The sequence below is a fragment of the Phaeobacter sp. JH20_26 genome, from assembly GCF_048056275.1.
Taxonomy (GTDB): Bacteria; Pseudomonadota; Alphaproteobacteria; order Rhodobacterales; family Rhodobacteraceae; genus Phaeobacter; species Phaeobacter bryozoorum.
Window position 1 is genome coordinate 310806 of record NZ_JAYMWL010000013.1, and the last position, 25642, is coordinate 336447.

The 25642-nt window shown below is 60.3% G+C and carries 23 protein-coding genes; 15 read left to right on the plus strand and 8 right to left on the minus strand.

Annotated features, from left to right (window positions below):
• Positions 1–76: 76 nt before the first annotated feature.
• The 5 genes from VWY60_RS07265 to VWY60_RS07285 form a co-directional block, all read right to left on the minus strand.
• A complete protein-coding gene (locus VWY60_RS07265) occupies positions 77–1399 on the minus strand; it encodes a branched-chain amino acid ABC transporter permease (RefSeq protein ID WP_416540167.1) in 1323 nt (440 codons plus the stop codon).
• Positions 1396–2406, minus strand: coding sequence for a branched-chain amino acid ABC transporter permease (locus VWY60_RS07270; RefSeq protein WP_416540168.1), 1011 nt, complete (start codon positions 2404–2406; stop codon positions 1396–1398). Before VWY60_RS07270 ends, VWY60_RS07265 begins: the two co-directional genes overlap by 4 nt.
• A 3-nt stretch (positions 2407–2409) precedes the next feature.
• Entirely contained in the window at positions 2410–3240 is an 831-nt protein-coding gene (locus VWY60_RS07275) for an ABC transporter ATP-binding protein (protein ID WP_340545587.1), read from the minus strand.
• Positions 3237–4025, minus strand: coding sequence for an ABC transporter ATP-binding protein (locus tag VWY60_RS07280; RefSeq protein WP_340545586.1), 789 nt, complete (start codon positions 4023–4025; stop codon positions 3237–3239). The genes VWY60_RS07275 and VWY60_RS07280 overlap by 4 nt, the downstream gene beginning before the upstream one ends.
• Positions 4026–4124: 99 nt before the next feature.
• On the minus strand, positions 4125–5318 hold the full coding sequence (locus VWY60_RS07285; RefSeq protein WP_416534929.1) for an ABC transporter substrate-binding protein: 1194 nt from the start codon (positions 5316–5318) through the stop codon (positions 4125–4127).
• Positions 5319–5804: 486 nt separating this feature from the next.
• Here VWY60_RS07285 and VWY60_RS07290 point away from each other — a divergent pair, with 486 nt between their 5' ends.
• The gene (locus tag VWY60_RS07290) at positions 5805–6911 is read left to right on the plus strand and encodes a PQQ-dependent sugar dehydrogenase (protein ID WP_416534930.1); all 1107 of its coding nucleotides are present in this window, start codon (positions 5805–5807) and stop codon (positions 6909–6911) included.
• Positions 6912–6971: 60 nt separating this feature from the next.
• On the opposite strand, the gene VWY60_RS07295 is transcribed toward VWY60_RS07290, so the two are convergent.
• Positions 6972–7976, minus strand: coding sequence for a GlxA family transcriptional regulator (locus tag VWY60_RS07295; RefSeq protein WP_340545583.1), 1005 nt, complete (start codon positions 7974–7976; stop codon positions 6972–6974).
• A 181-nt stretch (positions 7977–8157) separates the two neighbouring features.
• On the opposite strand from VWY60_RS07295, the gene VWY60_RS07300 reads away from it, so the two are divergent.
• Positions 8158–9528, plus strand: coding sequence for a class II 3-deoxy-7-phosphoheptulonate synthase (locus VWY60_RS07300; protein ID WP_416540169.1), 1371 nt, complete (start codon positions 8158–8160; stop codon positions 9526–9528).
• A 304-nt stretch (positions 9529–9832) separates the two neighbouring features.
• Here the strand turns inward: VWY60_RS07300 and VWY60_RS07305 are convergent, their stop codons facing one another.
• Positions 9833–10666: a PAS domain-containing protein gene (locus tag VWY60_RS07305; RefSeq protein WP_416540781.1), complete on the minus strand. Its 834-nt coding sequence runs from the start codon at positions 10664–10666 to the stop codon at positions 9833–9835.
• Positions 10667–10911: 245 nt separating this feature from the next.
• On the opposite strand from VWY60_RS07305, the gene VWY60_RS07310 reads away from it, so the two are divergent.
• The 11 genes from VWY60_RS07310 (at position 10912) to phoB (ending at position 21802) form a co-directional block, all read left to right on the plus strand.
• The gene (locus VWY60_RS07310) at positions 10912–11808 is read left to right on the plus strand and encodes a YicC/YloC family endoribonuclease (protein ID WP_340545581.1); all 897 of its coding nucleotides are present in this window, start codon (positions 10912–10914) and stop codon (positions 11806–11808) included.
• A gap of 46 nt (positions 11809–11854) precedes the next feature.
• Positions 11855–12496, plus strand: a complete 642-nt coding sequence (gene gmk, locus VWY60_RS07315; protein ID WP_416534934.1) for a guanylate kinase — start codon at positions 11855–11857, stop codon at positions 12494–12496.
• Positions 12493–13014: a gamma carbonic anhydrase family protein gene (locus tag VWY60_RS07320; RefSeq protein WP_340545579.1), complete on the plus strand. Its 522-nt coding sequence runs from the start codon at positions 12493–12495 to the stop codon at positions 13012–13014. The genes gmk and VWY60_RS07320 overlap by 4 nt, the downstream gene beginning before the upstream one ends.
• Before the next feature lie 27 nt (positions 13015–13041).
• Positions 13042–14199 carry a trans-sulfuration enzyme family protein gene (locus VWY60_RS07325; protein ID WP_340545578.1) on the plus strand — a complete coding sequence of 386 codons (1158 nt, stop codon included), beginning with the start codon at positions 13042–13044 and terminating at the stop codon, positions 14197–14199.
• 49 nt (positions 14200–14248) lie between these two features.
• Positions 14249–15289 carry a sensor histidine kinase gene (locus VWY60_RS07330; protein WP_340545577.1) on the plus strand — a complete coding sequence of 347 codons (1041 nt, stop codon included), beginning with the start codon at positions 14249–14251 and terminating at the stop codon, positions 15287–15289.
• 223 nt (positions 15290–15512) lie between these two features.
• Positions 15513–16568 (plus strand): substrate-binding domain-containing protein, encoded by a 1056-nt coding sequence (locus VWY60_RS07335; protein WP_416540170.1) that lies wholly within the window; start codon positions 15513–15515, stop codon positions 16566–16568.
• A gap of 144 nt (positions 16569–16712) precedes the next feature.
• Entirely contained in the window at positions 16713–18191 is a 1479-nt protein-coding gene (gene pstC, locus VWY60_RS07340) for a phosphate ABC transporter permease subunit PstC (protein ID WP_340545575.1), read from the plus strand.
• Positions 18191–19570 carry a phosphate ABC transporter permease PstA gene (gene pstA, locus VWY60_RS07345; protein ID WP_416540171.1) on the plus strand — a complete coding sequence of 460 codons (1380 nt, stop codon included), beginning with the start codon at positions 18191–18193 and terminating at the stop codon, positions 19568–19570. The genes pstC and pstA overlap by 1 nt, the downstream gene beginning before the upstream one ends.
• A 14-nt stretch (positions 19571–19584) precedes the next feature.
• Positions 19585–20382 (plus strand): phosphate ABC transporter ATP-binding protein PstB, encoded by a 798-nt coding sequence (gene pstB, locus VWY60_RS07350; protein ID WP_061049311.1) that lies wholly within the window; start codon positions 19585–19587, stop codon positions 20380–20382.
• A 17-nt stretch (positions 20383–20399) separates the two neighbouring features.
• Positions 20400–21110: a phosphate signaling complex protein PhoU gene (gene phoU, locus VWY60_RS07355; protein ID WP_061049310.1), complete on the plus strand. Its 711-nt coding sequence runs from the start codon at positions 20400–20402 to the stop codon at positions 21108–21110.
• A 2-nt stretch (positions 21111–21112) separates the two neighbouring features.
• Positions 21113–21802, plus strand: coding sequence for a phosphate regulon transcriptional regulator PhoB (phoB, locus tag VWY60_RS07360; protein WP_061049309.1), 690 nt, complete (start codon positions 21113–21115; stop codon positions 21800–21802).
• A gap of 74 nt (positions 21803–21876) precedes the next feature.
• Here phoB and VWY60_RS07365 read toward each other — a convergent pair whose 3' ends face one another.
• Positions 21877–22788 carry a LysR substrate-binding domain-containing protein gene (locus VWY60_RS07365; RefSeq protein WP_061049308.1) on the minus strand — a complete coding sequence of 304 codons (912 nt, stop codon included), beginning with the start codon at positions 22786–22788 and terminating at the stop codon, positions 21877–21879.
• 102 nt (positions 22789–22890) lie between these two features.
• Between VWY60_RS07365 and VWY60_RS07370 the strand changes: the two genes are divergently transcribed.
• Complete coding sequence (locus VWY60_RS07370) at positions 22891–24111, plus strand: acyl-CoA dehydrogenase (RefSeq protein WP_416540172.1); 1221 nt, start codon at positions 22891–22893, stop codon at positions 24109–24111.
• A gap of 753 nt (positions 24112–24864) precedes the next feature.
• Positions 24865–25641: an SDR family oxidoreductase gene (locus tag VWY60_RS07375; RefSeq protein WP_416540173.1), complete on the plus strand. Its 777-nt coding sequence runs from the start codon at positions 24865–24867 to the stop codon at positions 25639–25641.
• Position 25642 lies beyond the last annotated feature (1 nt).

Genomic DNA, 25642 nt, shown 5'->3' on the forward strand with positions numbered 1-25642 from the left:
CCCGGGGAGCATATCCACGGGCGGCGTTTCGCGTTTCCATAGGTCCGATTGTCAGACCGGTCGCGGATCTGCGACCTCAGCGCTCGGGGATCAGGCCACGGGGGCTGAAACGCAGCACCAGCAGCAGGATCAGCCCCATGGTCAGCAGACGCATATGCGACGCGCTTTCCAGCAGATGAACCTTCAGCGCATTGGTGTCGGCCATGCCTGCGGTCAGGGTCTCGATCAGCAGGATGCCCATCGGCTCAACCTTGATCCACAGGAACCAGATCAGCAGACCTCCCAGCACCGCGCCAAAGTTATTGCCGGAGCCACCGACAATTACCATCACCCAGATCAGGAAGGTGAAGCGCAAGGGATTATACGTGCCCGGCGTCAGCTGGCTGTCGAGCGTGGTCATCATAGCCCCGGCAATGCCACAGATCGCAGAGCCAAGGATGAAGATTTGCAGATGGCGGCGGGTCACATCCTTGCCCATCGCCTCGGCTGCCACCTCATTGTCGCGAATGGCGCGCATCATCCGGCCCCAGGGGCTCTTCAATGCCATCTGCGCCATCCACAGCAGCACCAGCAGCACGACGGTGAACAGCAGCGAGTAGCCCAGCTTGACATAGAGCGTGGAGGCCAGAACCGGATCCAGACCATAGTCCGCCGCCTTGGCGACAAACTCCGCATCATTCTGCAGATCGACCTCATAGGGCAGGGGCCGGGGCAGTCCGACGACGTTTTTCACGCCGCGCGACAGCCAGTCCTCGTTCTTCAGCACCGAGATGATGATCTCGGCAATGCCAAGCGTCGCAATCGCCAGATAATCAGACCGCAGACCGAGGGCCGTCTTGCCGATCAGCCAGGCAACGCCGGCCGCCAGCAGACCGCCCGCAGGCCAGGCCAGAAGCACCGGCAGACCCAGCCCGCCTAGGTTGCCCTCCAGCGCCGGGTTGATCGCCTCGACCCCGGCAACCGCCGGATCGAAGATTGCGCGATACACCACAAAGCCGAGGATCAGCACCGCCAGCAGCACCGCAACGCGCAGCTTACCGGCAGGCACCATCCGCATGGTTGCAACGGCCGCGACCAGCGTCATCGCCCCCATGGCCAGTGCCATGATGATCCCGACACCGCCCTGGCTCCACGCGCCCGGTGTTGGCGCGGTAGAGACCAGCACAACGGCCAGACCACCAAGCGCCACAAAGCCCATGATGCCGACATTGAACAAACCGGCAAAGCCCCACTGAAGATTGACGCCAATCGCCATGATCGCAGAGACCAACCCCATGTTGAGGATCACCAGAGCCGAGTTCCAGGATCCGGAGAAAAACAGAAAGCTTGTGCTGCCCTCAAGCAGGATCAGAATGCCAACAAACAGAAACAGCAGGGAGGTTTTGACTGTCTCGCTCATACCACTTTTCCTTTGAAAAGGCCCGTGGGCTTGAACAGAAGCACGACCACGAGGATCGCAAAGGACACGGCGAATTTGTAATCCGTGCTCAGAAGCTGGACGAGGCCATCAGGCTCGAACGACTCCGGAACCACGTAGGTCAGCACTTTCTTCCAGGCATAGGTGATGGTCACCTCGGAGAACGCGATGATGAACCCACCAGCGATGGCCCCGACCGGGCTGCCCAGACCACCAACGATAGCGGCGGCAAAGATCGGCAGCAGCAGCTGGAAATAGGTGAAGGGTTTGAAAGATTTGTCCAAACCATAAAGCACGCCGGCAATGGTCGCGAGGGTCGCAACGATCAGCCAGGTATACATCACCACCCGCTCCGGGTTGATGCCCGAGAGCAGCGCCAGATCTTCGTTGTCGGAATAGGCGCGCATGGATTTACCGGTGCGGGTCTTGTTCAGGAACCAGAACAGCAGCGCGACAACCACCACTGCGGTGATCACGGTGATGCCTTGCGTGGTCTTGATCGCCAGCCCCTCACTCAGGCCGGTCATCGCCTTGAAATCCCGCGCGGAAATCAGAAAGCGTTCGCCGTCAGCAAACCGCTGATCGCCCGGCCCGATGACAAATCGCACAAGGCCATTCATCATGAACATAACGCCCAGCGACACCATGACAAAAATCACCGGCTTGGCTTTCTGTGTCCGGTAGAACCGATAAACGGTGCGGTCGGTGACCAGCATCAGAAGCATACAGCTCACGATGCCAAGCGGCAGCGCCAGCAGCGCAGTCGGCAGCGGGCCAAAGCTGATGCCCATCGACTGCAACCACCAGGTCACCATGATGGTCACCATCGTGCCAAAGGCCATAGTGTCGCCATGGGCAAAATTCGAAAACCGCAGCACCGAATAAATCAGCGTCACACCCAGCGCACCAAGCGCCAGTTGACTGCCGTAAGCGATTGCCGGAACCCCGACAAAATTTGTAAGCGCCACAAGGGCGTTGAGGAAGTCCATCTCTTAGCCCCCCAAGAAAGATTTGCGCACTTCGGGATCGGCGAGCAGTTCCTGGCCGGTGCCGGTGTAGGCATTGCGGCCCTGTACCAGAACGTAACCTTTGTCCGCGATCTCAAGCGCTTGTTTGGCGTTTTGTTCGACCATCAGGATCGGCAGGCCGGTGCGGGCCACCTCGATGATACGGTCGAACAGCTCGTCCATGACGATGGGCGACACACCTGCTGTCGGCTCGTCCAGCATCAGAACCTTCGGCTTGGTCATCAGCGCGCGGCCAACGGCCACCTGCTGGCGCTGACCCCCGGAGAGTTCGCCCGCCGGCTGGTTACGTTTTTCACGCAGTATCGGAAACAGCTCATAGACCTGCTCCATGGTATCGCGGAAATCATCGGTGCGGATGAAGGCACCCATTTCCAGGTTTTCCTCAACCGTCATCGAGGTGAAGATATTGCTGGTCTGGGGCACAAACCCCATGCCCTTGATCACCCGGTCCTGGGGGGTCAGCAGGGTGATATCCTCGCCGTCCAGACGCACGGCACCTGCGCGGACATCGAGCATCCCGAACACAGCTTTCATCGCGGTGGATTTCCCGGCACCATTGGGGCCAACGATAACGGCGATCTCGCCCTTATCGACGGCAATGGTGCAGTCGTGCAGGATATCCGGCCCTTTGCCGTAGCCGCCGGTCATCGTGTCACCGATCAGAAAGGGACCACCGTCCACCTTGCGTGTGGGGCCGCTTTTGCTGTGGGCAGGCTGCATCGTTCCGACACCATGCGGATTGGTGATCGAGGCATCACGATTGCCGTGATCGTTCTGGTAGGGATTGTCGCTCATGCTCCAGCCTCCAGTTTATCTTTGTTTTTCAGGCCGGTGCCGAGATAGGCTTCGATCACCTGCTCGTTGGCCTTGATCTGATCCAGCGTGCCTTCAGCCAGTTTCTTGCCCTCGGCCATGCAGATAACCGGGTCGCAGAGGCGCCCGATGAACTCCATGTCGTGCTCGATCACGACGAAGGTATAGCCGCGCTCCTCGTTGAGGCGCTTGATGGCATCGGCAATGGTATAGAGCAGGGTCCGGTTCACACCTGCGCCCACCTCATCGAGGAAGACGATCTTGGCGTCCACCATCATGGTTCGGCCCAGCTCAAGCAGTTTCTTCTGCCCGCCCGAGACCTGACCGGCCTTCAGATCAGCGATATGGCTGATGGTCAGGAATTCCAGAACCTCATCTGCCTTGGCCCGCAGCGCGCGTTCCTCATCCGCAATGCGCTTGCGGCCGAACCAGGTGTTCCACAGCGTCTCACCCGACTGCGCACTTGGCACCATCATCAGGTTCTCGCGGCAGGTCATCGACGCAAATTCATGCGCGATCTGGAACGTCCGCAGCAGCCCCTTGTGGAACAGCTCATGCGGCGGCAGGCCGGTGATGTCCTCACCGTCCATGGTGACCCGGCCAGAGGTCGGTTCAAGCACGCCTGCAATCACGTTGAAAAGAGTGGTTTTTCCGGCGCCGTTTGGCCCGATCAAACCGGTTATGGAGCCCTTAGCGATTTCCAGCGACGCGCCATCAACCGCATGGAACCCGCCGAAGTGCTTGTGCAAGTCCTCGACGACGATCATGTCATTTCATCCCCCACCGTCTTTTTGACGGCTTTTGAATTTGGAACAGCCCGGGCAAAACCCGGGCTGATCATCTTGGTTCGATCCGATTTTACGGGATCAGCGGAATTTCACGGTGGCGTTGGCGCCGTCCTTGACTTCGATCTCGCGGTAGGAGCCTGCGCTCTCACCGGGGCCGATCAGTTCTACGCCAGTCGCACCCTCATAGTCGATGTCGCCGCCATTCGCGAGGATTTCCAGGGCCTTGCCCAGCTCGCCGGGGTTGATCTTCTCACCGGGCGCATTGGCTACTTCAAGGATCTTGGAGCCATAGTCGGCCGGATCCTTGGAGTTTGCGGCCTGCATTGCCAGCATGAACAGCGCGGCAGCGTCATAGCTCTCCGGGGAATAGGCGGAGGTGCCGTCGAAACCTGCGGCTTTGGCCAGCTCAGCATAGATCGCCGCACCTTCGCTATCGGAACCGGCAATCTGGCCAAAGGAGCCATCAAGATCCGGGCCGATGTTCTTGGGCAGGGTGTCACCGATCATGCCACCGGGCAGACCGAAGGTGTCATAGGCACCGGAGTCGAGCGAGGCCTGAATGATGCCCAGGCCGCCCTGATCCAGGTAGCCGGCAACAACCAGAATATCGCCGCCAGCGGACGCCAGTGCGGCGACTTCTGCGGAATAGTCGCCCTTGCCGTCTTCATGCGCGGTCACGATGGTGACTTCGCCGCCGACTTCCTCAAAGGAGGTTTTGATCGCGTCGGCCAGACCTTTGCCGTAGTCGTTGTTGGTATAGGTCAGGGCGATGGAGTTGACGCCGCGCTCTTTCAGCACTTCGGCCATCACCTGGCCTTCGCGGGCATCGGAGGGCGAGGTGCGGAAGAACAGGTCGTTGTCTTCCATGGTCGACAGGCCGGGCGAGGTGGCCGATGGCGAGATCATCACCATGCCGTTCGGGATCGCGACGTTCTGCAGGATCGCGCCGGTCACGCCGGAGCAGTCACCGCCGATGATGCCGTTGACACCGTCAGCAACCAGCTTCTCGCCGTTTGCCGTCGCCAGACCATTGTCGATACAGCCGGTGTCCGCGCGCACCGGAATGACAGTCGCCGCATCAAGCAGCTTGCCGGATTTGGTCACTTCCTCCATCGCCAGCTCAGCGCCGGAACCCATGGCCGGGGCGAGGGATTCGATCGGCCCAGTAAAGCCGAGAAGCACACCCAGCTTCACTTCCTTGGCGTGGCCACCCGCAAACGCAGTGCCAGCAGTCAGGGCAGCGGCGGCTGTCGCCATCATCATTTTTTTCATTTTTGTGAACTCCCATTTGTTGGAACATATTTGTTCAAATCGGACCCTAGGCAAGCGTGGTAAAAAAGGGAAGTCCTCTAGCGCCAACATGTCGCAGGTTTTTTCGCCCCGGTTACGGAGAATGGAATGTTCCCAATGGGGTAGATGACCCAACGGCCGCTCGCCCCTTGGGCATCAGGGATCAGCTCACCGCAGCGCTCGTCGCAAGTCCCCAGATCCGCGTCGCATTTCATGCCGGGCGGCGCAAAAGCTGGCCAAATAGAAAATTCGCGCTAAATTCGGTCGAATAGCATGAATATGAGCCATTGGACCGCTCCCCCCAGGGTCTGATCACGGAATTGCGCAGGAGGCGTCATGCATATGGGGAGGTCTGTTATTAGAGTACTCCAAGTCAACCCATCGTGTCAGGCGATGCGACCCCGGCGACGGCAATCGTCGGCTTGTCAGCCGGAAAGACCGACCGGCCAGACGCGACAGATCCGGCCGATGCTGGCATCCCTGGCACAGCGCTTTATCGCATTAACCCTGCTGGCCACCGTTGGCACTGCGGTCTCGGCACAGACGCTGAGCAGCGATCAGGGAGTGTTGAAGATAGAGCGAATGGCCCACGGGCTGGATATCCCATGGGCTTTTGATTTCCTGCCTGATGGCTCGGTGCTGATCACTGAAAAAGACGGTGACCTGTTGCACCTGGCGGCGGGCCGTCTGACCCGCGTCAAAGGCACTCCGAAAGTGCTCGATCAGGGGCAGGGCGGGCTGCTGGACGTATTGATTCCGCGCAATTTTGACAGAACCCGGCGGATATATCTCTCTTATTCGAAACGGCTTGGAAGAGGCTCTGCCACTGCGGTGGCCACCGGGCAGCTCGCCCGGCGCAACACCCAGCTTGAGGGGCTGCGGGACATCTTCGTCGCCGCGCCACCCGCCGACAGTGGGCGCCATTTCGGATCGCGGCTGGCAGAAGGGCCTGACGGAACTCTCTATGTCACTCTGGGTGATCGCGGCGACCGGCCATCTGCCCAATCCCTCACCTCACATCAGGGCAGCATTCTGCGTTTGAATCCCGACGGATCCGTCCCGCGCGACAACCCCTTTACCAAACAGAAAGGGGCGCAGCCGGAAATCTGGTCCTACGGGCATCGCAACCCCCAGGGACTGACCTTTGCCGCCGATGGCCAGCTCTGGTCTGTTGAACATGGCGCCCGTGGCGGGGATGAGGTCAATCTGATCGAGAAAGGCGCAAATTACGGCTGGCCGGTCATCGCCTACGGCCGGCATTATTCAGGGCTGAAAATCGGCGAAGGGACCACAAAGCCGGGCTTGAAGCAGCCGGCCCACTATTGGGACCCCTCGATGGCGCCCTCAAACCTGCTGGTGTATTCCGGCAGCATGTGGCCGGACTGGCGCGGTGATATCTTTGTCGGCTCGCTCAAGTTCGGCTATATCGCGCGGCTCTCCGGGCAACCACTGGCGGAGGTTGAGCAGATCAGGGGCGATGAGACAGGACGCATCCGGGACCTGCGCGAGGCCCCGGACGGTAGCATCTGGTTCCTGTCCGAGACCAATGGCGCGCTCTACCGCCTGTCGCGCTGAACCGGCGCGAACCGGACCCCGGGCCGATCCGGCATAGGCCTGATCCGACAGGGGCGCGGGTCACAACGTCGGCGGGGCCGATTTGCTGCCGCGTTCGCGATAAGGCGTCGTGTCGTAATGCGCCCGGTAGCATTTGGAGAAATGCGAAGGTGATGCAAACCCGCAGGCAAGCGCCACATTGATCACACTCATATCGGTCTGCATCAACAGGTTGCGCGCCTTCTGCAACCGCAGTTCCATATAATAGCGTTTGGGAGATCGGTTGAGATAGCGACGGAACAGCCGCTCCAGCTGGCGGGTCGACATGCCGACATTCTGCGCCAGAATGGAGGGGCTGATCGGCTCCTCGATATTGGCTTCCATCATCTGGATCACCATAGACAATTTTGGGTGGCGCACCCCGATCCGGGTCGGGATCGACAGGCGCTGCGTGTCCTGATCGGTCCGAATCGATGAATAGATGAGCTGATCGGCCACCGAATTGGCGATATCCTCGCCGTGATCATTGGCAATCAGCTTCAGCATCAGGTCGATGGAGGAGGTACCGCCGGCTGTCGACATCCGGTTGCCGTCGATGACAAAGACCGATTTGGTCAGCTCGACCTCGTCAAACTCCTCGTTGAAACTGTCGGCATTCTCCCAGTGAATCGTGGCGCGTCTGCCATCCAGCAGGCCCGCGCGCGCCAGCGCATATGACGCCGTGCACAGCCCACCAACCTTCAACCCCTTGCGCGCTTCGCGACGCAGCCAGGACAGCAGTTTTTTTGTGGTGGCTTCCTGCACCGAAATACCGGAGCACAACAGAATTGTGTCATCGCGCTGGAGTTCGATCAGGTCATCATCCACCTGAAAGGATGTTCCGGCCGAACAGCTGACCGTGCCGCCGCCTTCGGCCAAGAGCATCCAGGTGTAGACCTCGCGGCCAATCATCCGGTTGGCAATTCGCAGACATTCCAGCGCCGAGGCAAAAGACAGCATCGTAAAACGGTCAAGCAAAACAAAGGCATAACGCCGGGATTGGGGCCCTTTGGTCGGGCTTGGTGTTGGCTTGCTCTGCGTCTGCATGGCCAGCGTCCTCATTCAATATTTCTGTTCTTCGCAAGGGCGGATTTTGCGAAATTCGGGCACCGTGTTCATAGCTTCGCGGTGTCGTCAAGACTTTGCAAATCTAAACTGGTCAGCCGGAGTGTGATTTCGTATAGATGGCGTTCGTTAACTTTGAGACCTCTTATGCGGAGACACAGCTATGAGTGAGTGGCAAAAATCGACCTGGCGCCAAAAGCCGCGGGTGCAAATGCCAGAATATACCAACGCCGACGCGCTGTCGGCTGTTGAGGCTCAGCTGTCAAAATATCCGCCGCTGGTATTTGCCGGTGAGGCGCGACGGCTGAAACAACACCTCGGCGCTGCCGGCCGGGGCGAGGCATTCCTGCTTCAGGGCGGCGACTGCGCCGAAAGCTTCGACCAGTTCAGCGCCGATGCGATCCGCGATACCTTCAAGGTGATGTTGCAGATGGCGATGGTGCTAACCTACGGTGCCAAGGTGCCGGTGATCAAGGTCGGCCGCATGGCGGGCCAGTTCGCCAAACCCCGCAGCGCACCGACAGAGACCGTGAATGGCGTCGAGTTGCCCAGCTACCGCGGTGACATCATCAACGATCTGGCCTTCACCGAGGCCTCCCGCGTGCCGGACCCGCAGCGGATGCTACAGGCCTATACTCAGGCCGCCGCGACGCTGAACCTGATCCGGGCGTTCTCAACCGGCGGTTATGCCGATGTGAACCAGGTCCACGCCTGGACGCTGGGCTTTACCGAGGGCGAGAAGGCCGAAAGCTATCGTGAAATGGCGAATCGCATCACCGATACGCTCGACTTCATGAAGGCGGCCGGCATCAACAATGATACCGCGCACACCTTGCAGTCGGTTGACTTCTACACCAGTCACGAAGGTTTGCTGCTGGAGTATGAAGAGGCGCTGACCCGTCTGGATTCGACCTCCGGCAAATGGCTGGCTGGCTCCGGCCACATGCTGTGGATCGGCGACCGGACCCGTCAACCGGATGGCGCACACGTGGAATTCTGCAGCGGCGTGCTGAACCCGATTGGTCTGAAATGTGGTCCGACCACAACGGCCGAGGATCTGAAGGTTCTGATGGCCAAGCTGAACCCGGAGAATGAGGAAGGTCGTCTGACCCTGATCGCACGCTTTGGCGCAGGCAAAGCCGGCGAACACCTGCCACGCCTGATCAAGGCGGTTCAGGAAGAGGGCGCCAAGGTGACCTGGGTCTGCGACCCGATGCACGGCAACACCATCAAATCCTCCACCGGCTACAAGACCCGCCCGTTTGAGAGCGTCCTGCGCGAGGTTCGCGACTTCTTTGCGATCCACACCGCAGAGGGCACCATCCCGGGCGGCGTGCATTTCGAGATGACCGGTCAGGACGTTACCGAATGCACCGGCGGCGTGCGCGCCGTCACCGATGAGGATCTCAGCGACCGTTATCACACGGCCTGCGACCCGCGCCTGAACGCCAGTCAGTCGCTCGAACTGGCCTTCCTCGTTGCGGAAGAAGTCTCGCAGCTGCGCGCCCGCACCGCGGAGCGTCAAACTGGCTGATCACCCACAGATCCACCCTGATCATCAGGATGGCACCTAGCAATGGACCCTCACCCCATCCGGGTGAGGGTCTTTTTATTCAAAGGGTTGGGAGAAGTTGCTGATGCACCTTAGCCAGAGTTTCGGCAGCGATCCGCAAGACGCCACCAGCCCCGTGGGCGCAGCACCTTGGACATGGCGACAGGGTCGTTTGCGCATCTGACAAAAGGGAAACGCCCCGGACCTTCTGTCGCGGGGCGTCTGCTTTCTAGCTATGTCCAGTAGCGCGAAAGTATCTCGGGAATATGCTGTGCCGTCTCAGGCCTCAGTCTTTGCTGACCACCAGTCGGAGGTGGCTGCCGCGCTTCTTGGCGGGCTGTTTTTCGGCCTTTGGCGCCACGTCCTTCGCGCTCGACATCTGGCGGCTGCGCTCAATCAGCGAACGCGCTTCGGTCATCACGCTCGGCTCTGCCTCAAACCGCGCCTGCGTCTCGGCAAATCCTGGATTGGGTGTGTTGACATCCTGCGGTTTACGCTGGGGTGCAACCGGATCAGCGGCGCGAGGCTTGGCCTTAAAGGGCGTGTCGCCCTTGTGGCTGACCTGACGGATCTGTGTTTCGGTGATGGAGAACCGCTGTGACGTACCGGTCGGATTGCCTTCGGAGATGAAAACACCCAGCGCACGGCTGATGTCGCCCAGATCGCTGCGTAGCGGCAGCAGCAGCATCCGCGCCTCACGTGCGCCGCGCAGACGGTTGTTTTCGGTCTGAAGCGTCAGTTCGATGATGGCGGGCGTGTCGAACATGGTTTCCATTGCCGCGCTCATCTGTTTGCGCGCCTCCGGTGTGAAGAAAGCGGTGATCGGCATGCCGCGCACTTCCATGCCAGCCATTTCATTCACCCGCTGTCCGGCAAGACGGAACCGGGCGATACCGGGCGCGATCCGTTCCAGAATAAAGGTCTGGGGCAGGATGTTCTCCAGCCCGCGCGGGTCAATCTGCGACCGGCTGGGAATGTCATCACCCCGGCGCAGGGCAGTCCAATAGGCCTCCGCCTGACGCATGGGCGACAGCGATCCTGCAGCACGGAACCGGTCCATTGCCACAACCTTAGTTTGACCATCGGTCTGATCGTTATCTTTGCGGCCGCCAAAAAACATCGCTGTCATCCTCGCTGGATCCGGCTGGGTCATGCGCCAAGCTAAAGTTGGTTGCCTAACGATTAATGCCGAATTGGTTATCCTGAAGTTAACATGCCACAATCTTATTCAATTTTGGACTACTTCTTTAATCAATGGTTAACACTTTAGGATAGGACCGCGCGCTTATGGACTTGTCGGCTGCCCGTTTGTAAACCTTTGACCACGCAAAACTGCGCCTTGGGCGCCTCGGAGGGCAGCAGGACATGACCATCCATTCAATGACGAGCTTTGCAGCGGGACAGGGCAGCATCGGCGCCCATAGCTGGTCGTGCGAATTGCGCTCGGTCAACGCCAAGGGGCTGGATCTGCGGCTGCGCATTCCGGACTGGCTGGAGGGGCTTGAGACCAACCTGCGTGGCCAATTGAGCAAGGCGCTGTCGCGCGGCAACGTCTCCATGACCCTGCGCATCAGCCGCAGCGAAGCCGCCGCAAGCGCGCTTGAGATCAACCAGCCGGCGCTGGCATCGCTATTGCAGGCGATTGCCGAGGTGGAGCGTCAGGCCGATGCGGCGGGCATCGTGCTGGCACAGACCACGGCGGCCGATCTTCTGGCGCAGCGCGGCGTGTTGGAGCAGGCCAGCAGTGCCGATGATCCCGCCCCGATCGTGGCGGCACTGAGCGCAGATTTCGCCGCAATCCTGTCCGACTTTGTTAACATGCGCGCCAGCGAGGGCGCCGCGCTGAAAACCGTGCTGATGGACCAACTGGACCAGATCAGCACGCTGCGCGATGAGGCCGCACGCCGCGCCGAGGCGCGCAAGGATGAGGTTGCCGCAAACCTGCGGACCAATCTTGCGCGGGTTCTGGACAACAGCGACGGCGTCGATGAAACCCGTCTGGCACAGGAACTGGCGCTTCTGGCGGTGAAATCCGACGTCACCGAAGAATTGGACCGGCTCACCGCCCATGTTGCGGCAGCGCGTGACCTTCTGGCCAAGGGCGGGGCGGTCGGGCGCAAACTGGATTTCCTGATGCAGGAATTCAACCGCGAGGCCAACACACTCTGCGCAAAAGCGCAGAACAGCGATCTGACGGCGGTCGGGCTTGAGCTGAAGGCGGTGATCGACCAGATGCGCGAGCAGGTCCAGAACATCGAATAACGACACAGAATAACAACAACGTCATAAGACATAAGGAGAGCACGCCATGGCAGATCGGCGCGGCCTGTTGATCATCCTTTCTTCGCCCTCGGGGGCCGGGAAATCCACATTGGCAAAACGACTGCGGTCCTGGGATCCCAGCATCGAATTCTCCGTCTCCGCCACCACGCGCAACCCGCGCCCGGGCGAGGTGGATGGGCAGGACTATCATTTTATCACCACCGATGCCTTCAAAACTGCGGTGAGCGAAGGCGACATGCTGGAACACGCTCATGTGTTCGGCAATTTCTACGGCTCGCCCAAGGGGCCGGTAAAGGCGGCGATTGATAGCGGGCGCGACGTGCTTTTTGATATCGACTGGCAGGGCGCCCAGCAGATCCGCAACTCGGATCTGGGCCAGCACACGCTGTCGATCTTTCTGCTGCCCCCCTCGATCTTGGAGTTGCGCCGTCGTCTGGAAAGCCGGGCGCAGGACGATGCCGCTACGATCACCCGCCGGATGGAGAAAAGCTGGGACGAGATCAGCCACTGGGGCAGCTATGACCACGTGCTGATCAACGATGACCTCGACGCGACCGAGACACAGCTGAAGACAATTATCACCGCCACCCGCCTGCGCCGGATCCAGCAGCCCCATCTGATGGACCACGTGCGCGGCCTGCAAAGCGAATTTGAGGAGCTGTCATGACCATCTATGCCCTGGGCGACAAGACCCCGAACATCCACGCCGACACCTGGGTCGCGCCCGACGCCAACCTGATTGGCCTTGTGGTGCTGGAGGAGGGGGCCTCGGTCTGGTTTGGCACCACCATCCGGGCCGATCACGAAGAGATCCGTATCGGTCGCGGCTCCAACGTGCAGGAAAACTGCGTCATGCACATTGACGCAGGTTACCCGCTGACCATTGGTGAAAACTGCACCATCGGCCATAAGGTAATGCTGCATGGCTGCACCATCGGCGACAACTCCCTGATCGGAATGGGTGCGACCATTCTGAACGGTGCCAGGATCGGCAAGAACTGCCTGATTGGTGCGGGCGCCCTGATCACAGAGAATAAAGAAATCCCAGATAACTCTCTGGTCATGGGCGCACCCGGCAAGATTGTCCGGGATGTTGACGAGGCTCTGGTGCAGTCGCTGCGCCAGAGCGCTGAGCACTACCAGGAAAACATGCGTCGTTTTCGCGACGAACTGACAGAGGTCTGACACGTGAGAAATTCCAAAGGGTCGCTGATGCGGCCAGATCCCTTGCCCTTCAGCGCGAGCCATCCGGTTGTGACACCGCTCAGCCCGTCGGTGGTCTATGCCAGCGAAACGCCGGATGCGCTTGATGACCAGTACGAAGGGCGGGTGCACGGCTATACCTACTCCCGCGAAGGTCATCCCAATGCCGATGTGGTCGCCAAGCGGCTGGATGCGATGGAAGGTATGCCCGGCGGTGTCGTGACCGGCTCCGGCATGGCGGCGGTTTCGGCCGTTCTGCTGGGCCTGCTGAAAACCGGCGATCACGTGATTGGCGGCAATCAGCTCTACGGGCGGTCGATGCGCCTGATGGCCGAGGATCTGCCGCGTCTGGGCATTGAAACCACTTTGGCCAATCCCGGTGATGTGGCCGCAGTGGAGGCCGCGATCCGCCCCGAAACCAAGATGATCCTGGTCGAGGCGGTGTCAAACCCGACGCTTGCCGTCGCCGATATCGACGGGCTGGCCCAGCTCTGCAAGGATCGCGATATTCTCTTGGTGGTGGACAATACCTTTACCACGCCGCGGGGCTTTCGTCCCTTTGACCACGGCGCCGATATCGTCATCCATTCAATCACCAAGCTGCTGGCCGGCCATTCCGATGTGATGCTCGGTTATGTCGTGGCCAAGGATCCTGAGATCAACACCCGTCTCAGCGTCTATGTGGTGACTACCGGCATGACGCCCAGCCCGTTCGACTGCTGGCTCGCCGAACGCGGTATGCTCTCGTTCGAGCTGCGGTTTGAACGCGCCCAGGCCACGGCGGTGACGCTGGCGGACCATCTGGCGGGGCTGCCGGGGGTGAAGCGGGTGATCTACCCGACCCGCAAGGATCATCCCGATCACGAGCGCGCAATGGCGCTGTTGGAGGGCAGGGGCTGCAATATGGTCAGCTTCGAGCTTGAGGGCGGGCGCGCTGCCGCCAATGCCTTTACCCGAGCGGCAGATGGGCTGAACTTTGCCCCGACCCTTGGCGATGTGGGCACAACGCTGTCGCATCCGGCCTCTTCCTCGCACCGCGCCCTCAGCGCGGAGGATCGCGCCAAACTGGGGCTGAGCGAAGGGTTCTTCCGCGTCTCGGTCGGGCTTGAGGATCCGGCAACGCTCTGCGCTGTCTTCACCGAAGCGGTCGCGGCTGCCATGTCATAGTTACAATTGATTTGTAACACGGCCGGCACAGCTAAAACCCGAGGGGCACATGACTGACGATCTGATTAACGGTTTCATGGAGGCCATCCCCTTGCCAGCTGTGCTGGTCGATCAAAGCGAAAGGTTCATCGCCGCAAATGCGGCGGCGACCACGCTGCTGGGCGCCAATCTGGTCGGGCGCCATTTCGCCACCATCCTGCGCCAGCCCAATGTGGCCACGGCGATCGAAAGTTGCCTTTACGACCGCAGCGCCAAAACCGCACGTCACCTGTCCAATGATGGCGCACAGGACACCACGTTTGAGGTGGCCCTGCGCTATGTGCCGGGCATCGGCGCCGTGAATGGCGGCGCGGCGCTGATCAGCCTCACGGATATCACCGAGCGCGAGCAGGCGAGCCAGATGCGGCGTGATTTTGTCGCCAATGTCAGCCATGAACTGCGTACGCCGCTCACTGCGCTTATGGGGTTTATCGAAACGCTGCGCGGCCCTGCACGCGATGATGCTGCGGCACGGGATCGGTTTTTGCAGATCATGCAGGATGAAGCCAATCGGATGAACCGGCTGGTTGGTGATCTTCTGTCGCTGAACCGGGTCGAAAGCGAGGAGCGGGTGCGCCCGCGCGAACAACTGGATCTGGGCGCTCATCTGGCCTCGACCCTGAAATCGCTGGAGCCGGTTGCAGAGGCCGCCGAGGTGCAGCTGACGCTCGACATACCGGAGACGCCAACCGCCGTTACCGGCGATCCAGACCAGTTGCAGCAGGTCTTCACCAATCTGGTTGAGAACGCGATCAAATATGGCGGCGATCACGTCACGCTGCGGTTGCGGACCCGTGATCGTGATCCAGCGGTCCGCGCCGCTGCGGTCAGGGTCGAGGTAATCGACAATGGCAGCGGGATCGACCCCGTGCATCTGCCGCGCCTGACCGAACGGTTCTACAGGGTGGATACCCACCGATCCCGAGAGCAAGGCGGCACCGGTCTGGGGCTGGCGATTGTCAAACATATCGTCAACCGCCATCGCGGCCGCCTGCGGGTTGAAAGCAGCGCCGCCACTGGCACCGTCTTTACCGTCATCCTGCCGCGCTGAGCCGGCCACCGGGGCGCCGATGTGGCCTAAGCCGCGCCAACAGCCGCCAGCGATTAACAAAAGCCGGGGCACCCGGAGCGTTTTGTCACAAAAATCCGCCAGAAATCCGGGTTTGTCATACAGCTGTTACATAGCTGTCACAAAAGGCTCACGCGCCGCCCTTAGGTGAGGGCGCAAGATCATCACGGGATGATCCTGAAAATTGACACCCAAGGAGACACAGATGTCCTTTGTGAAACTCACCGCATCCGCCCTGGCCATTTCGGCTGTTTCTGCCACTGCTGCGGCAGCGCGCGATCAGGTTCAGGTTGCCGGTTCTTCGACCGTTCTGCCCTATGCCTCCATCGTGGCCGAAGCCTTCGGCGAGAACTTCGAATTCCCGACACCGGTTGTCGAATCCGGTGGGTCCTCGGCTGGCCTCAAGCGGTTCTGCGAAGGTGTTGGTGAAAACACCATCGACGTGGCCAACGCATCGCGCCGCATCAAGGACAAGGAAATCAAGGCCTGCGCCGAAAACGGCGTGACCGATATCATCGAAGTTCAGATCGGCTATGACGGCATCGTGTTTGCCAATGACATTAAGGGCAACGCCTTTGAATACACGCCGACCGACTGGTTCCTGGCGCTCTCCGACGAAATCCTGGTTGATGGCAAAATGGTCGCCAACCCGAACAAGACCTGGGCCGACGTCAACAGCGCCTTCCCGGCACAGAACATCCAGGCCTTCATCCCCGGCACCAAGCACGGCACCCGTGAAGTCTTCGAAGACAAGGTGATCCTGGCGGGCTGTGAAGCCACCGGCGCATTCGAACACCTGCTGGCCCACGCCGAAGGCGACAGCGACAAGGCCAAGAAGAAAGCCGCCGAGAAAGCCTGCATCTCGCTGCGCACCGATGGCGTGTCGGTGGACATCGACGGCGACTACACCGAGACCCTGGCGCGGATCGAATCCAACAAGGACGGTATCGGGGTCTTTGGCCTGGCGTTCTACGAGAACAACACCGACAAGCTGCAGGTTGCCACCATGTCCGGCGTGGTTCCCACCACCGAGAGCATTGCCGAAGGGGAATACCCGGTATCGCGTCCGCTGTTCTTCTACGTGAAGAAAGCCCATATCGGCGTGATCCCCGGCCTGAAGGAATATGCTGAATTCTTCGTCGCCGATGAAGTGGCCGGTCCCGATGGCCCGCTGGCGGAATACGGTCTGGTTGCCGACCCCGAGCTGAGCAAGACACAAGCCGTGGTTTCCGAAGAAGAGGTCATGGGCGGCAATTCCTGATCGCTCGGCCAGAATGAGACAACGGGCCGGGGCATCTAGGGTTGCCCCGGCCCATTTCACGACCACCAAATGAAATACCCCTGCATGTCGGCGCGTCCGACGCCGCAGGAGCGGAGTTTCCGCCCCACTCAAACGGAGTAGCTGATGCCGACAGTCTGGCTGGTTATTGCCCTGATCGCCCTTTCGGGGCTGGGCTTTGTGCTTGGGCGCAAGCGTGCGCTTGCTTCGGCCGGGGGCGACGCCAAGGCGTTGCATTCCCTGCCGGCCTACTATGGTCACAACGTGGCCTTCAGCGCGCTGGTGCCTGCCCTTGCCGTGTTGGCGATCTGGACATTGGCCCAGCCCATGGTGATCGAAAATCGCGTCTCGGCGATGATCCCCGCCGAGATGGTGCCGGAGAACTCCACTCTGGGTCTGGTGATGAGCGACGTGCGCCGTCTTGCCGACGGGCTGGATCAGGCGGTGGCGCAGGGGCTGCTCTCGCCGGATGAGGCGCGCAGCCTCGACAGCGGTGAAACGGATATTCGTGCCCGCCTCGGCGACATCGGCGTCGCCCTCGGGTCTGAAGTCCGCCCGGAGGTTCTGAGCGCGGCCCAGAGCTATCGCAGCCAGTCAAACAAAGGCCAGATCATCATGTCGGTGATCGTCGGTCTTCTGGCGATTGTCGGCTTTGCCTGGGCCTATGGCCGCACGCATAAGGATTTCCGCGCCCGCAATGTGGTGGAACAGGGGATCATGGCACTGCTGGTTCTGGCGGCCAGCCTCGCGATCCTGACCACGGTCGGTATCGTTTTCTCGATGCTGTTTGAGAGCATCAACTTCTTTGGCCTTCACGCCTGGTCAGATTTCTTCTTTGGCACCACATGGGCGCCGAATTTCCGCGGCGACAGCGATCTGTCGATCCTGCCGCTGCTGTGGGGCACGCTTTATATCTCTGCAATCGCCCTTGCTGTGGCGGTGCCTGTGGGCCTGTTTGCCGCCATCTACCTCTCAGAATACGCAGGCAGCACCACGCGCGCATTTGCCAAACCGCTGCTGGAAATCCTCGCAGGCATTCCGACCATCGTTTACGGCCTGTTTGCGCTGCTGACGGTTGGTCCGCTGCTGGTCAAGGTCTTTGGCCAGGGTGAGGATGGTCTGCTCGGCGTCGAATGGATGAGTGGTGCGACCTCGGTGCTGACCGCCGGACTGGTGATGGGCATCATGCTGATCCCCTTTGTCTCCTCGCTCTCTGACGACATTATCAACGCAGTGCCGCAGGCGATGCGTGATGGCTCGCTCGGGCTTGGCGCCACCAAATCGGAAACCATCCGCCAGGTGGTCCTGCCGGCGGCGCTGCCGGGCATCGTCGGCGCGGTGCTGCTGGCGGCCTCACGCGCCATTGGCGAGACGATGATCGTCGTGATGGGGGCAGGGGCGATTGCCAAGTTCTCGCTCAACCCGCTGGAATCAATGACCACGATCACCACCCGTATTGTCAGCCAGCTGACGGGTGATACGGATTTTGCCAGCCCCGAAACGCTGGTTGCCTTTGCCCTGGGGCTCACGCTGTTCGTGCTGACCCTCGGCCTGAATGTCCTGGCGCTCTATATCGTGCGCAAATACCGGGAGCAGTACGACTAATGACCGATATCAGCCAAAACACTCCGGGAAACACTCCTGGGCCAAACGCTGGTGCCGAACGGCGCCATGCAGGCTCGCTGTTGCAGCAATCGGATCGCACCCGCAAGCGCAACGCCGCCGAGCGCCGCTTTCGCGGCTATGGCATGGCCGCAATCGCGGTTGGCCTGCTGATGCTCGCTGTGCTGGTGTTCACCATCGTCAGCCGGGGCACCGGTGCCTTTCAACAGACTTTCATCACGCTTGAGGTAGAGCTGCTGGAAAGCAAGCTCGACAAATCCGGCACCCGTGATCTGGAGGCCATCAAGAAGGTGACCACCTTTGGCTACGCACCGCTGATCAAGAACGCGATGGAAACCAAGGTGGCCGAGCTTGGCATCCAAACCGGTCTCAAGCCCAAGGAACTGGCGGGCCTCCTGTCCAAGGACGCCGCCGCGCAGCTGCGCAGCTTTGTGCTGGCCAACCCCGACCAGATTGGCGAAACGGTTGCGTTCCGCTTCCTCGCCTCCAGCCGTGTCGACGGCTACCTCAAGGGCCGGGTCAGCCGCGACAGCATCGCCAATGACAAGAGCATTTCCTCCGAACAGCTGGATCTGGTCGATGCCTTGGTTGCGGCGGGGATCGTGGCCAAGACCTTTAACCTGGATTTCATCACCGGTGCGGATGCGTCTGACGCGCGCCCCGAAGCCGCGGGCATGGGGGTTGCGATGATGGGGTCGCTGTTCATGATGCTGGTGGTGCTCGCGCTGGCGCTGCCGATTGGCGTCGCCGCGTCGATCTATCTTGAAGAATTTGCACCGAAGAACTGGCTCACCGACGTGATCGAGGTGAATATCTCCAACCTCGCGGCGGTGCCGTCCATCGTGTTCGGTATCCTCGGCCTTGCGGTGTTCATCAACTACATGCACCTGCCGATGTCGGCACCGCTGGTCGGCGGTCTGGTGCTGACGCTGATGACCCTGCCGACGGTGATCATCTCAACCCGCGCCGCATTGAAGGCTGTTCCACCGTCGATCCGCGACGCGGCGCTGGGAGTGGGGGCCTCGCGGATGCAGGCGGTGTTCCACCATGTGCTGCCGCTGGCGGCACCGGGGATCCTCACCGGCACCATCATCGGGCTGGCGCAGGCCCTTGGCGAGACCGCACCGCTGCTGCTGATCGGCATGGTGGGCTTCATCGCCTCCAACGCGCCGGAAACCATTGCCGACGGCCTGCTGGCGCCAAATTCCGCCATGCCCGCGCAGATCTACGAATGGGCAAAACGTGCCGATCCGGCATTTTACGAACGCGCCTGGGGCGGTATCATCATCCTGTTGATCTTCCTCGTGACCATGAACACAGTGGCCGTTATCCTGCGCCGCCGCTTTGAACGCCGCTGGTAAGAGGGGCAGCCGAAATGAACCAGATGACTGCATTGGACAAAGACGTGCACACAGAAAAAACCAAGATCGCCGCCAAGAATGTGAATGTCTATTACGGCGAGGCCCACGCGATCAAGGACGTGAACGTCGAGATCGAAGACAACACCGTCACCGCCTTTATCGGTCCGTCGGGCTGCGGCAAATCCACGTTCCTGCGCTGCCTGAACCGGATGAACGACACCATCGACATCTGCCGCGTGACCGGTGATATCTCGATCGACGGCGAGGATATCTACGACAATCGCGTCGACCCTGTGCAGCTGCGCGCCAAGGTTGGCATGGTGTTCCAGAAGCCGAACCCGTTCCCCAAGTCGATCTACGACAATGTTGCCTATGGCCCGCGCATTCACGGCCTGGCCGCCAATAAGGCCGAGCTGGACGAGATCGTCGAGAAATCCCTGCGCCGTGGCGCCATCTGGGATGAGGTGAAGGATCGCCTGGACGCGCCCGGCACCGGTCTGTCCGGTGGCCAGCAGCAGCGCCTGTGCATTGCGCGCGCCGTCGCGACGGAGCCGGAAGTGCTCTTGATGGATGAGCCATGTTCGGCGCTGGACCCGATTGCAACCGCCCAGATCGAAGAGCTTATCGACGAGCTGCGCAACAGCTATTCGGTGGTGATCGTCACCCACTCGATGCAGCAGGCCGCGCGCGTCAGCCAGAAAACCGCCTTCTTCCACCTCGGCAACCTGGTGGAGTTTGGCGCGACCGGCCAGATCTTTACCAATCCCGAAGATCCCCGCACCGAAAGCTATATCACCGGCCGCATCGGCTGATCGTGAGGACCAAAGACATGCCAGAGCAACATATCGCATCCGCCTTCGACCGAGATCTGGAAGCCATTCAGGCGCAGATCATGAAAATGGGGGGCCTTGTCGAGGCCGCCATCATGGACGCCGCTCGTGCACTCGAAACCCGCGACGAGGAGCTCGCCCAGCAGGTGCGCAACGGCGACAAGGCCATCGACGGGCTGGAAGAGCTGATCAACGAAGAAGCCGCCCGCGTCATCGCCATCCGCGCGCCTGCTGCGGTCGATCTGCGGCTGGTGCTGTCGGTGATGAAAATCTCCGGCAATCTCGAACGTATCGGCGATTATGCCAAGAACATTGCCAAACGCACCGCCGTTCTGGCGCAGGGACCCAGCGTCTCTGAGAGCGCCGCCGCCATGCGCCGTATGGCGCGCGAGGTCGAGCTGATGCTGAAGGACGCGCTGGATTCCTACATCCAGCGCGACGTGGAACTGGCGCAGGACGTGATCGCCCGCGACAAAGACGTCGATCAGATGTACAACGCGCTGTTCCGCGAATTCCTCACTTTCATGATGGAAGACCCGCGCAACATCACCCCCTGTATGCACCTGCATTTTATCGCCAAGAACGTCGAGCGAATGGGCGATCATGTCACCTCGATTGCCGAACAGGTGGTCTATCTGGTGACCGGCGACAAGCCCGAGGATGACCGGCAGAAAGCCGACACGACATCCTCTGTGCCGCAGGAGGTCTGACCATGGCTGCCGACCAACCCACCGTTCTGGTGGTCGAGGACGAATTGGCCCAACGCGAGGTTCTTTCCTATAATCTTGAGGCCGACGGGTTTCGTGTGCTGCGCGCCGAACATGGCGAAGAGGCGCTGCTGGTTGTCGAAGAGGACATGCCCGATATCATCGTGCTCGATTGGATGATGCCCAATCTCAGCGGCATCGAAGTCTGCCGTCGGCTGAAGTCGCGCCCCGAAACCCGGAACATTCCGATCATCATGCTTTCGGCCCGTTCGGAAGAGGTCGACAAGGTGCGCGGGCTGGAAACCGGCGCCGATGATTACGTGGTGAAGCCCTATTCGGTGATCGAACTGATGGCCCGCGTGCGCACGCAGTTGCGGCGGGTGCGCCCCTCGACCGTCGGGGTGCGGCTGGAATTTGACGATATCGTGCTGGACGCCGAGACTCATAAGGTCAGCCGGGCCGAGGCGCCGCTCAAACTTGGCCCGACCGAGTTTCGCCTGCTCTCCACCTTCATGGAGAAACCGGGCCGGGTCTGGAGCCGCGAGCAGCTCTTGGACCGGGTCTGGGGGCGCGATATCTATGTCGATACACGCACCGTCGATGTCCATATCGGCCGGCTGCGCAAGGCGCTGACCCAACACGGCGGATCCGACCCGGTGCGGACGGTCCGTGGCGCGGGCTACGCGTTAGGGTAGCAATCTAACTACTTGAAAAATATGCGGCTTACGGGATTGCCCGGGGCCGCGCTTCGCTGGATTGATCAGCCGATCTATCGCGGCAACGGGTCTTCCGGCTGCGCCTGACCAGCCAGCCAGTTGCGGAACTTGATCAGGGCGGGATCCTTTGACCGGGCCTCTGGCCAGACCAGATAATAGGCGCCCTTGCTCTCGGTTGCCGTTGGGTAGAGCGCCACCAGACGCCCCGTTGCGAGATCCTGCTCCACCAGATAATCCGGCATCAAAGCCACCCCAAGCCCATGCAGTGCAGCCTGGGTAATGGTTGCGAATTGGTCATACATGGTGCCGGATAATCCATCCTTCAACGCGATATCATGGGTCTCAAACCATTGCTGCCAGGCCTTTGGACGGGTCTGGATATGCAACAGGGGCAGGGCAGTGATATCTCCCGCGGTCTCGATCTGCCGACCGTTCAGAAGCTCCGGCGCGCAGACTGGCAACATCTGTTCGTGCTTCAGCAGCAGCGCGTCAGTTCCGGGCCAGTCAGCAGTGCCAAAATGTATCGCCGCATCAAAGCCTTCGCTGACGAAATTAAACGGTTCAAGCCGGGTCGACATATTGATGGTCACATCCGGGTGCAGCCGCGCGAATTCCGGCAGGCGCGGCATCAGCCAGCGCATCCCAAAGGCCGGCAGAATGGCCAGGTTGAGCGTGCCGGCCAACGGCGCGGCCTGAACCCGCAACGTCGATTGCGCGATCTGATTAAGCGCCTGACGTATTTCGGCGGCGTAAGTCTGCGCTTCTGCCGAGAGCATGAGCCGCTTCTGGTCCCGCCGCACCAGATCCACGCCCAATTGTCGTTCCAGCGCCTGCAGTTGGCGGCTGACAGCGCCTTGCGTCAGAGCCAATTCATCCGCCGCGGCAGAGGCGCTGCCCAGACGGTCCAGCGCTTCCAGCGCGCGCAGCGCGGCAATTGAGGGGAGAAAGCGTCTCGGTGTGGCCATCTATGAGCTTTTGTAATGTTTTCTTGTGGTTCTGTCGCTGTCATTCCTCTTACCGCAAGGTTAAGGTCGGCGGCAAGTTTTGGATCAGGAAGGTGATGACAAATGACCGAAAAACCCGAATTGCGCGCCAAAGATGCCCCGGATCTCGGCCAGTTCAACTGGGAAGACCCGCTGCGTCTGGATGATCAGCTGGGCGAAGATGAACGCATGATCGCAGCTTCCGCGCGGTCGTATGCTCAGGAAAAACTTCAACCTCGGGTTCTAAGTGCCTATGAAAACGAGGAAACCGATCCCGAGATCTTCCGCGAGATGGGCGAGATGGGTCTGCTCGGCACCACCATTCCGGAACAATACGGCGGCCTTGGTGCAGGCTATGTCTCCTACGGTCTGGTTGCACGCGAGGTCGAGCGCGTTGACAGCGGTTACCGCTCGATGATGTCGGTGCAGAGCTCGCTGGTGATGTATCCCATTTACGCATATGGCAGCGAAGAACAGCGCCAGAAATACCTGCCCAAACTCTCCTCCGGTGAGTGGATCGGTTGCTTTGGCCTGACCGAACCCGATGCGGGCTCGGATCCCGCCGGCATGAAAACCCGGGCCGAGAAAACCGATGGCGGGTATCGTTTGACCGGGTCCAAGATGTGGATTTCCAACGCGCCCATCGCCGATGTCTTTGTGGTCTGGGCCAAGTCCGAGGCCCACGGCGGCAAGATCCGCGGATTTGTTCTGGAAAAAGGCATGAAGGGGCTTTCGGCTCCCAAGATCGCCAACAAGGCGTCGCTGCGCGCGTCGATCACCGGCGAAATCGTCATGGATGGCGTCGAGGTCGGCGACGACGCGCTGCTGCCGCATGTCGAGGGGCTGAAAGGTCCGTTCGGTTGTCTGAACCGCGCGCGCTACGGCATCAGCTGGGGGGCGATGGGTGCGGCAGAGGCCTGCTGGCACGCCGCCCGTCAATACGGTCTGGATCGCAAGCAGTTTGGCCGCCCGCTGGCCAACACCCAGTTGTTCCAGCTGAAACTCGCCAATATGCAGACCGAAATCACCCTTGGGCTCCAGGCCTCATTGCGGGTTGGCCGCCTGATGGACGAAGCCAATGCAGCGCCAGAGATGATTTCCATCGTCAAGCGCAACAACTGCGGCAAGGCGCTTGAGATCGCCCGCAACGCCCGCGACATGCACGGCGGCAATGGCATCAGCCTCGAGTTCGGCGTCATCCGACATATGGTGAACCTCGAAACGGTGAATACCTATGAGGGCACACATGACGTCCACGCCCTGATCCTGGGCCGCGCCCAAACCGGTCTGCAGGCGTTTTTCTAAACAGATCGCATAACAAAACGTTTAAAAAGCGCATCGTTGTCTGACAACGGTGCGCTTTTTCGTTAACATCGTAAATCAGAGATGACTGGAGGCACGCGTTAATCAACGCCCAGGCACTGGTATTTCTGCAGGGCAGATTTGCAAAAACGCAAATCATGGACATCGCTTTATCCGCGCAAAGATTCTGACCGCTCTTTGCTGGACGAGCATCCCTCTGTCGCACGCCGAAAGGTTAAAGGGCAAGACGTGATAAATCCGGTCTTTCGTTGCAAAACACAGGGCTCCGCGCGCGAGTGGGTTAACGCGTTCATGAAGCGGTGCAGTCCAGAGCGACCAGGTGGGTGCGCGCACCGAGATTTTTGCACAGGGGTGTTGCAATGGGTAATAACCGTCATCGACCTGCGCCGCTGCAAAACACCAATGCCAGATCAGGGCAAAATCCGTCTGGCGGCGGGTTAATCCCATTGCTGGCATGCAAACCCGGGCCAGCGTAACCTCCGATGGCCAGGCCAATCCTACAAAGCGTCCATGAAGTTCTGCATATTGGCAGGCGCAAATCTGCCAGATGGATCAACTTCCATGAACAAGCGGTAAAATCAGAATACCCGTGGTGTACGACGGGTGGTAGGACCGGCAAATATTACCTGTAATCAGTATTATGTATAATTTACATGATGCAGCGTCACTGTTGCAGGCCTTGCCGCAACATCGAACAGTTGCACAGCATATGTTCCAACGACAGCTGAGGCCCAAATGGATTTGCAAGGCAAAACAATTGTTATCACAGGCGCCGCTACAGGTATCGGGCGGGCTTTGGCGCTGACGATCGCCAAGCACGGCCCACGGCACATCATCTGTGCCGATATTGATGGCGCCAGTGCCCAGCATACTGCCGATGATGTTGGTGGCAGCGCCTTTGCCGTGGATGTCGGATCAGACCAGGCCATGGCGCAGATGATCGAGGCGATCGAGCGCGATATCGGCCCGATTGATGTTTTCTGTTCGAACGCCGGAATTCTCAGGATCGGCGGCCTGGAGACCTCCCTTGCGGATTGGCAGCGCAGCTGGGATGTAAACGTAATGGCGCATGTTTCCGCCGCCCGGCATCTCGTGCCACGTATGCTCGAACGTGGCGGCGGTTATTTCCTGAATGTCGCCTCGGCGGCCGGCTTGCTGAACCAGATCGGCGCCGCCAGCTACGGGGTTACCAAACATGCCGCCGTGGGGTTTTCAGAATGGCTGGCGATCACCCATGGCGACCAAGGGATCGGTGTTTCCGTCGTTTGTCCGCAAGCGGTGAAAACTGCCATGACCGAAGGATTGGAACATAGCGCTGCGGCTGTAGACGGTATGATCACCGCCGAGGACGTCGCAAAGATCTGCGTAGAAGCCATTGAGAACGAAACATTTCTCGTGCTTCCACACCCAACGGTGGCAAGCTACATCCAGGCCAAGGCCGCCGATACTGGACGCTGGATTACCGGTATGCAGCGGTTGCGCGACAAGTTCGACGCCCCGAACTCAGAATAAT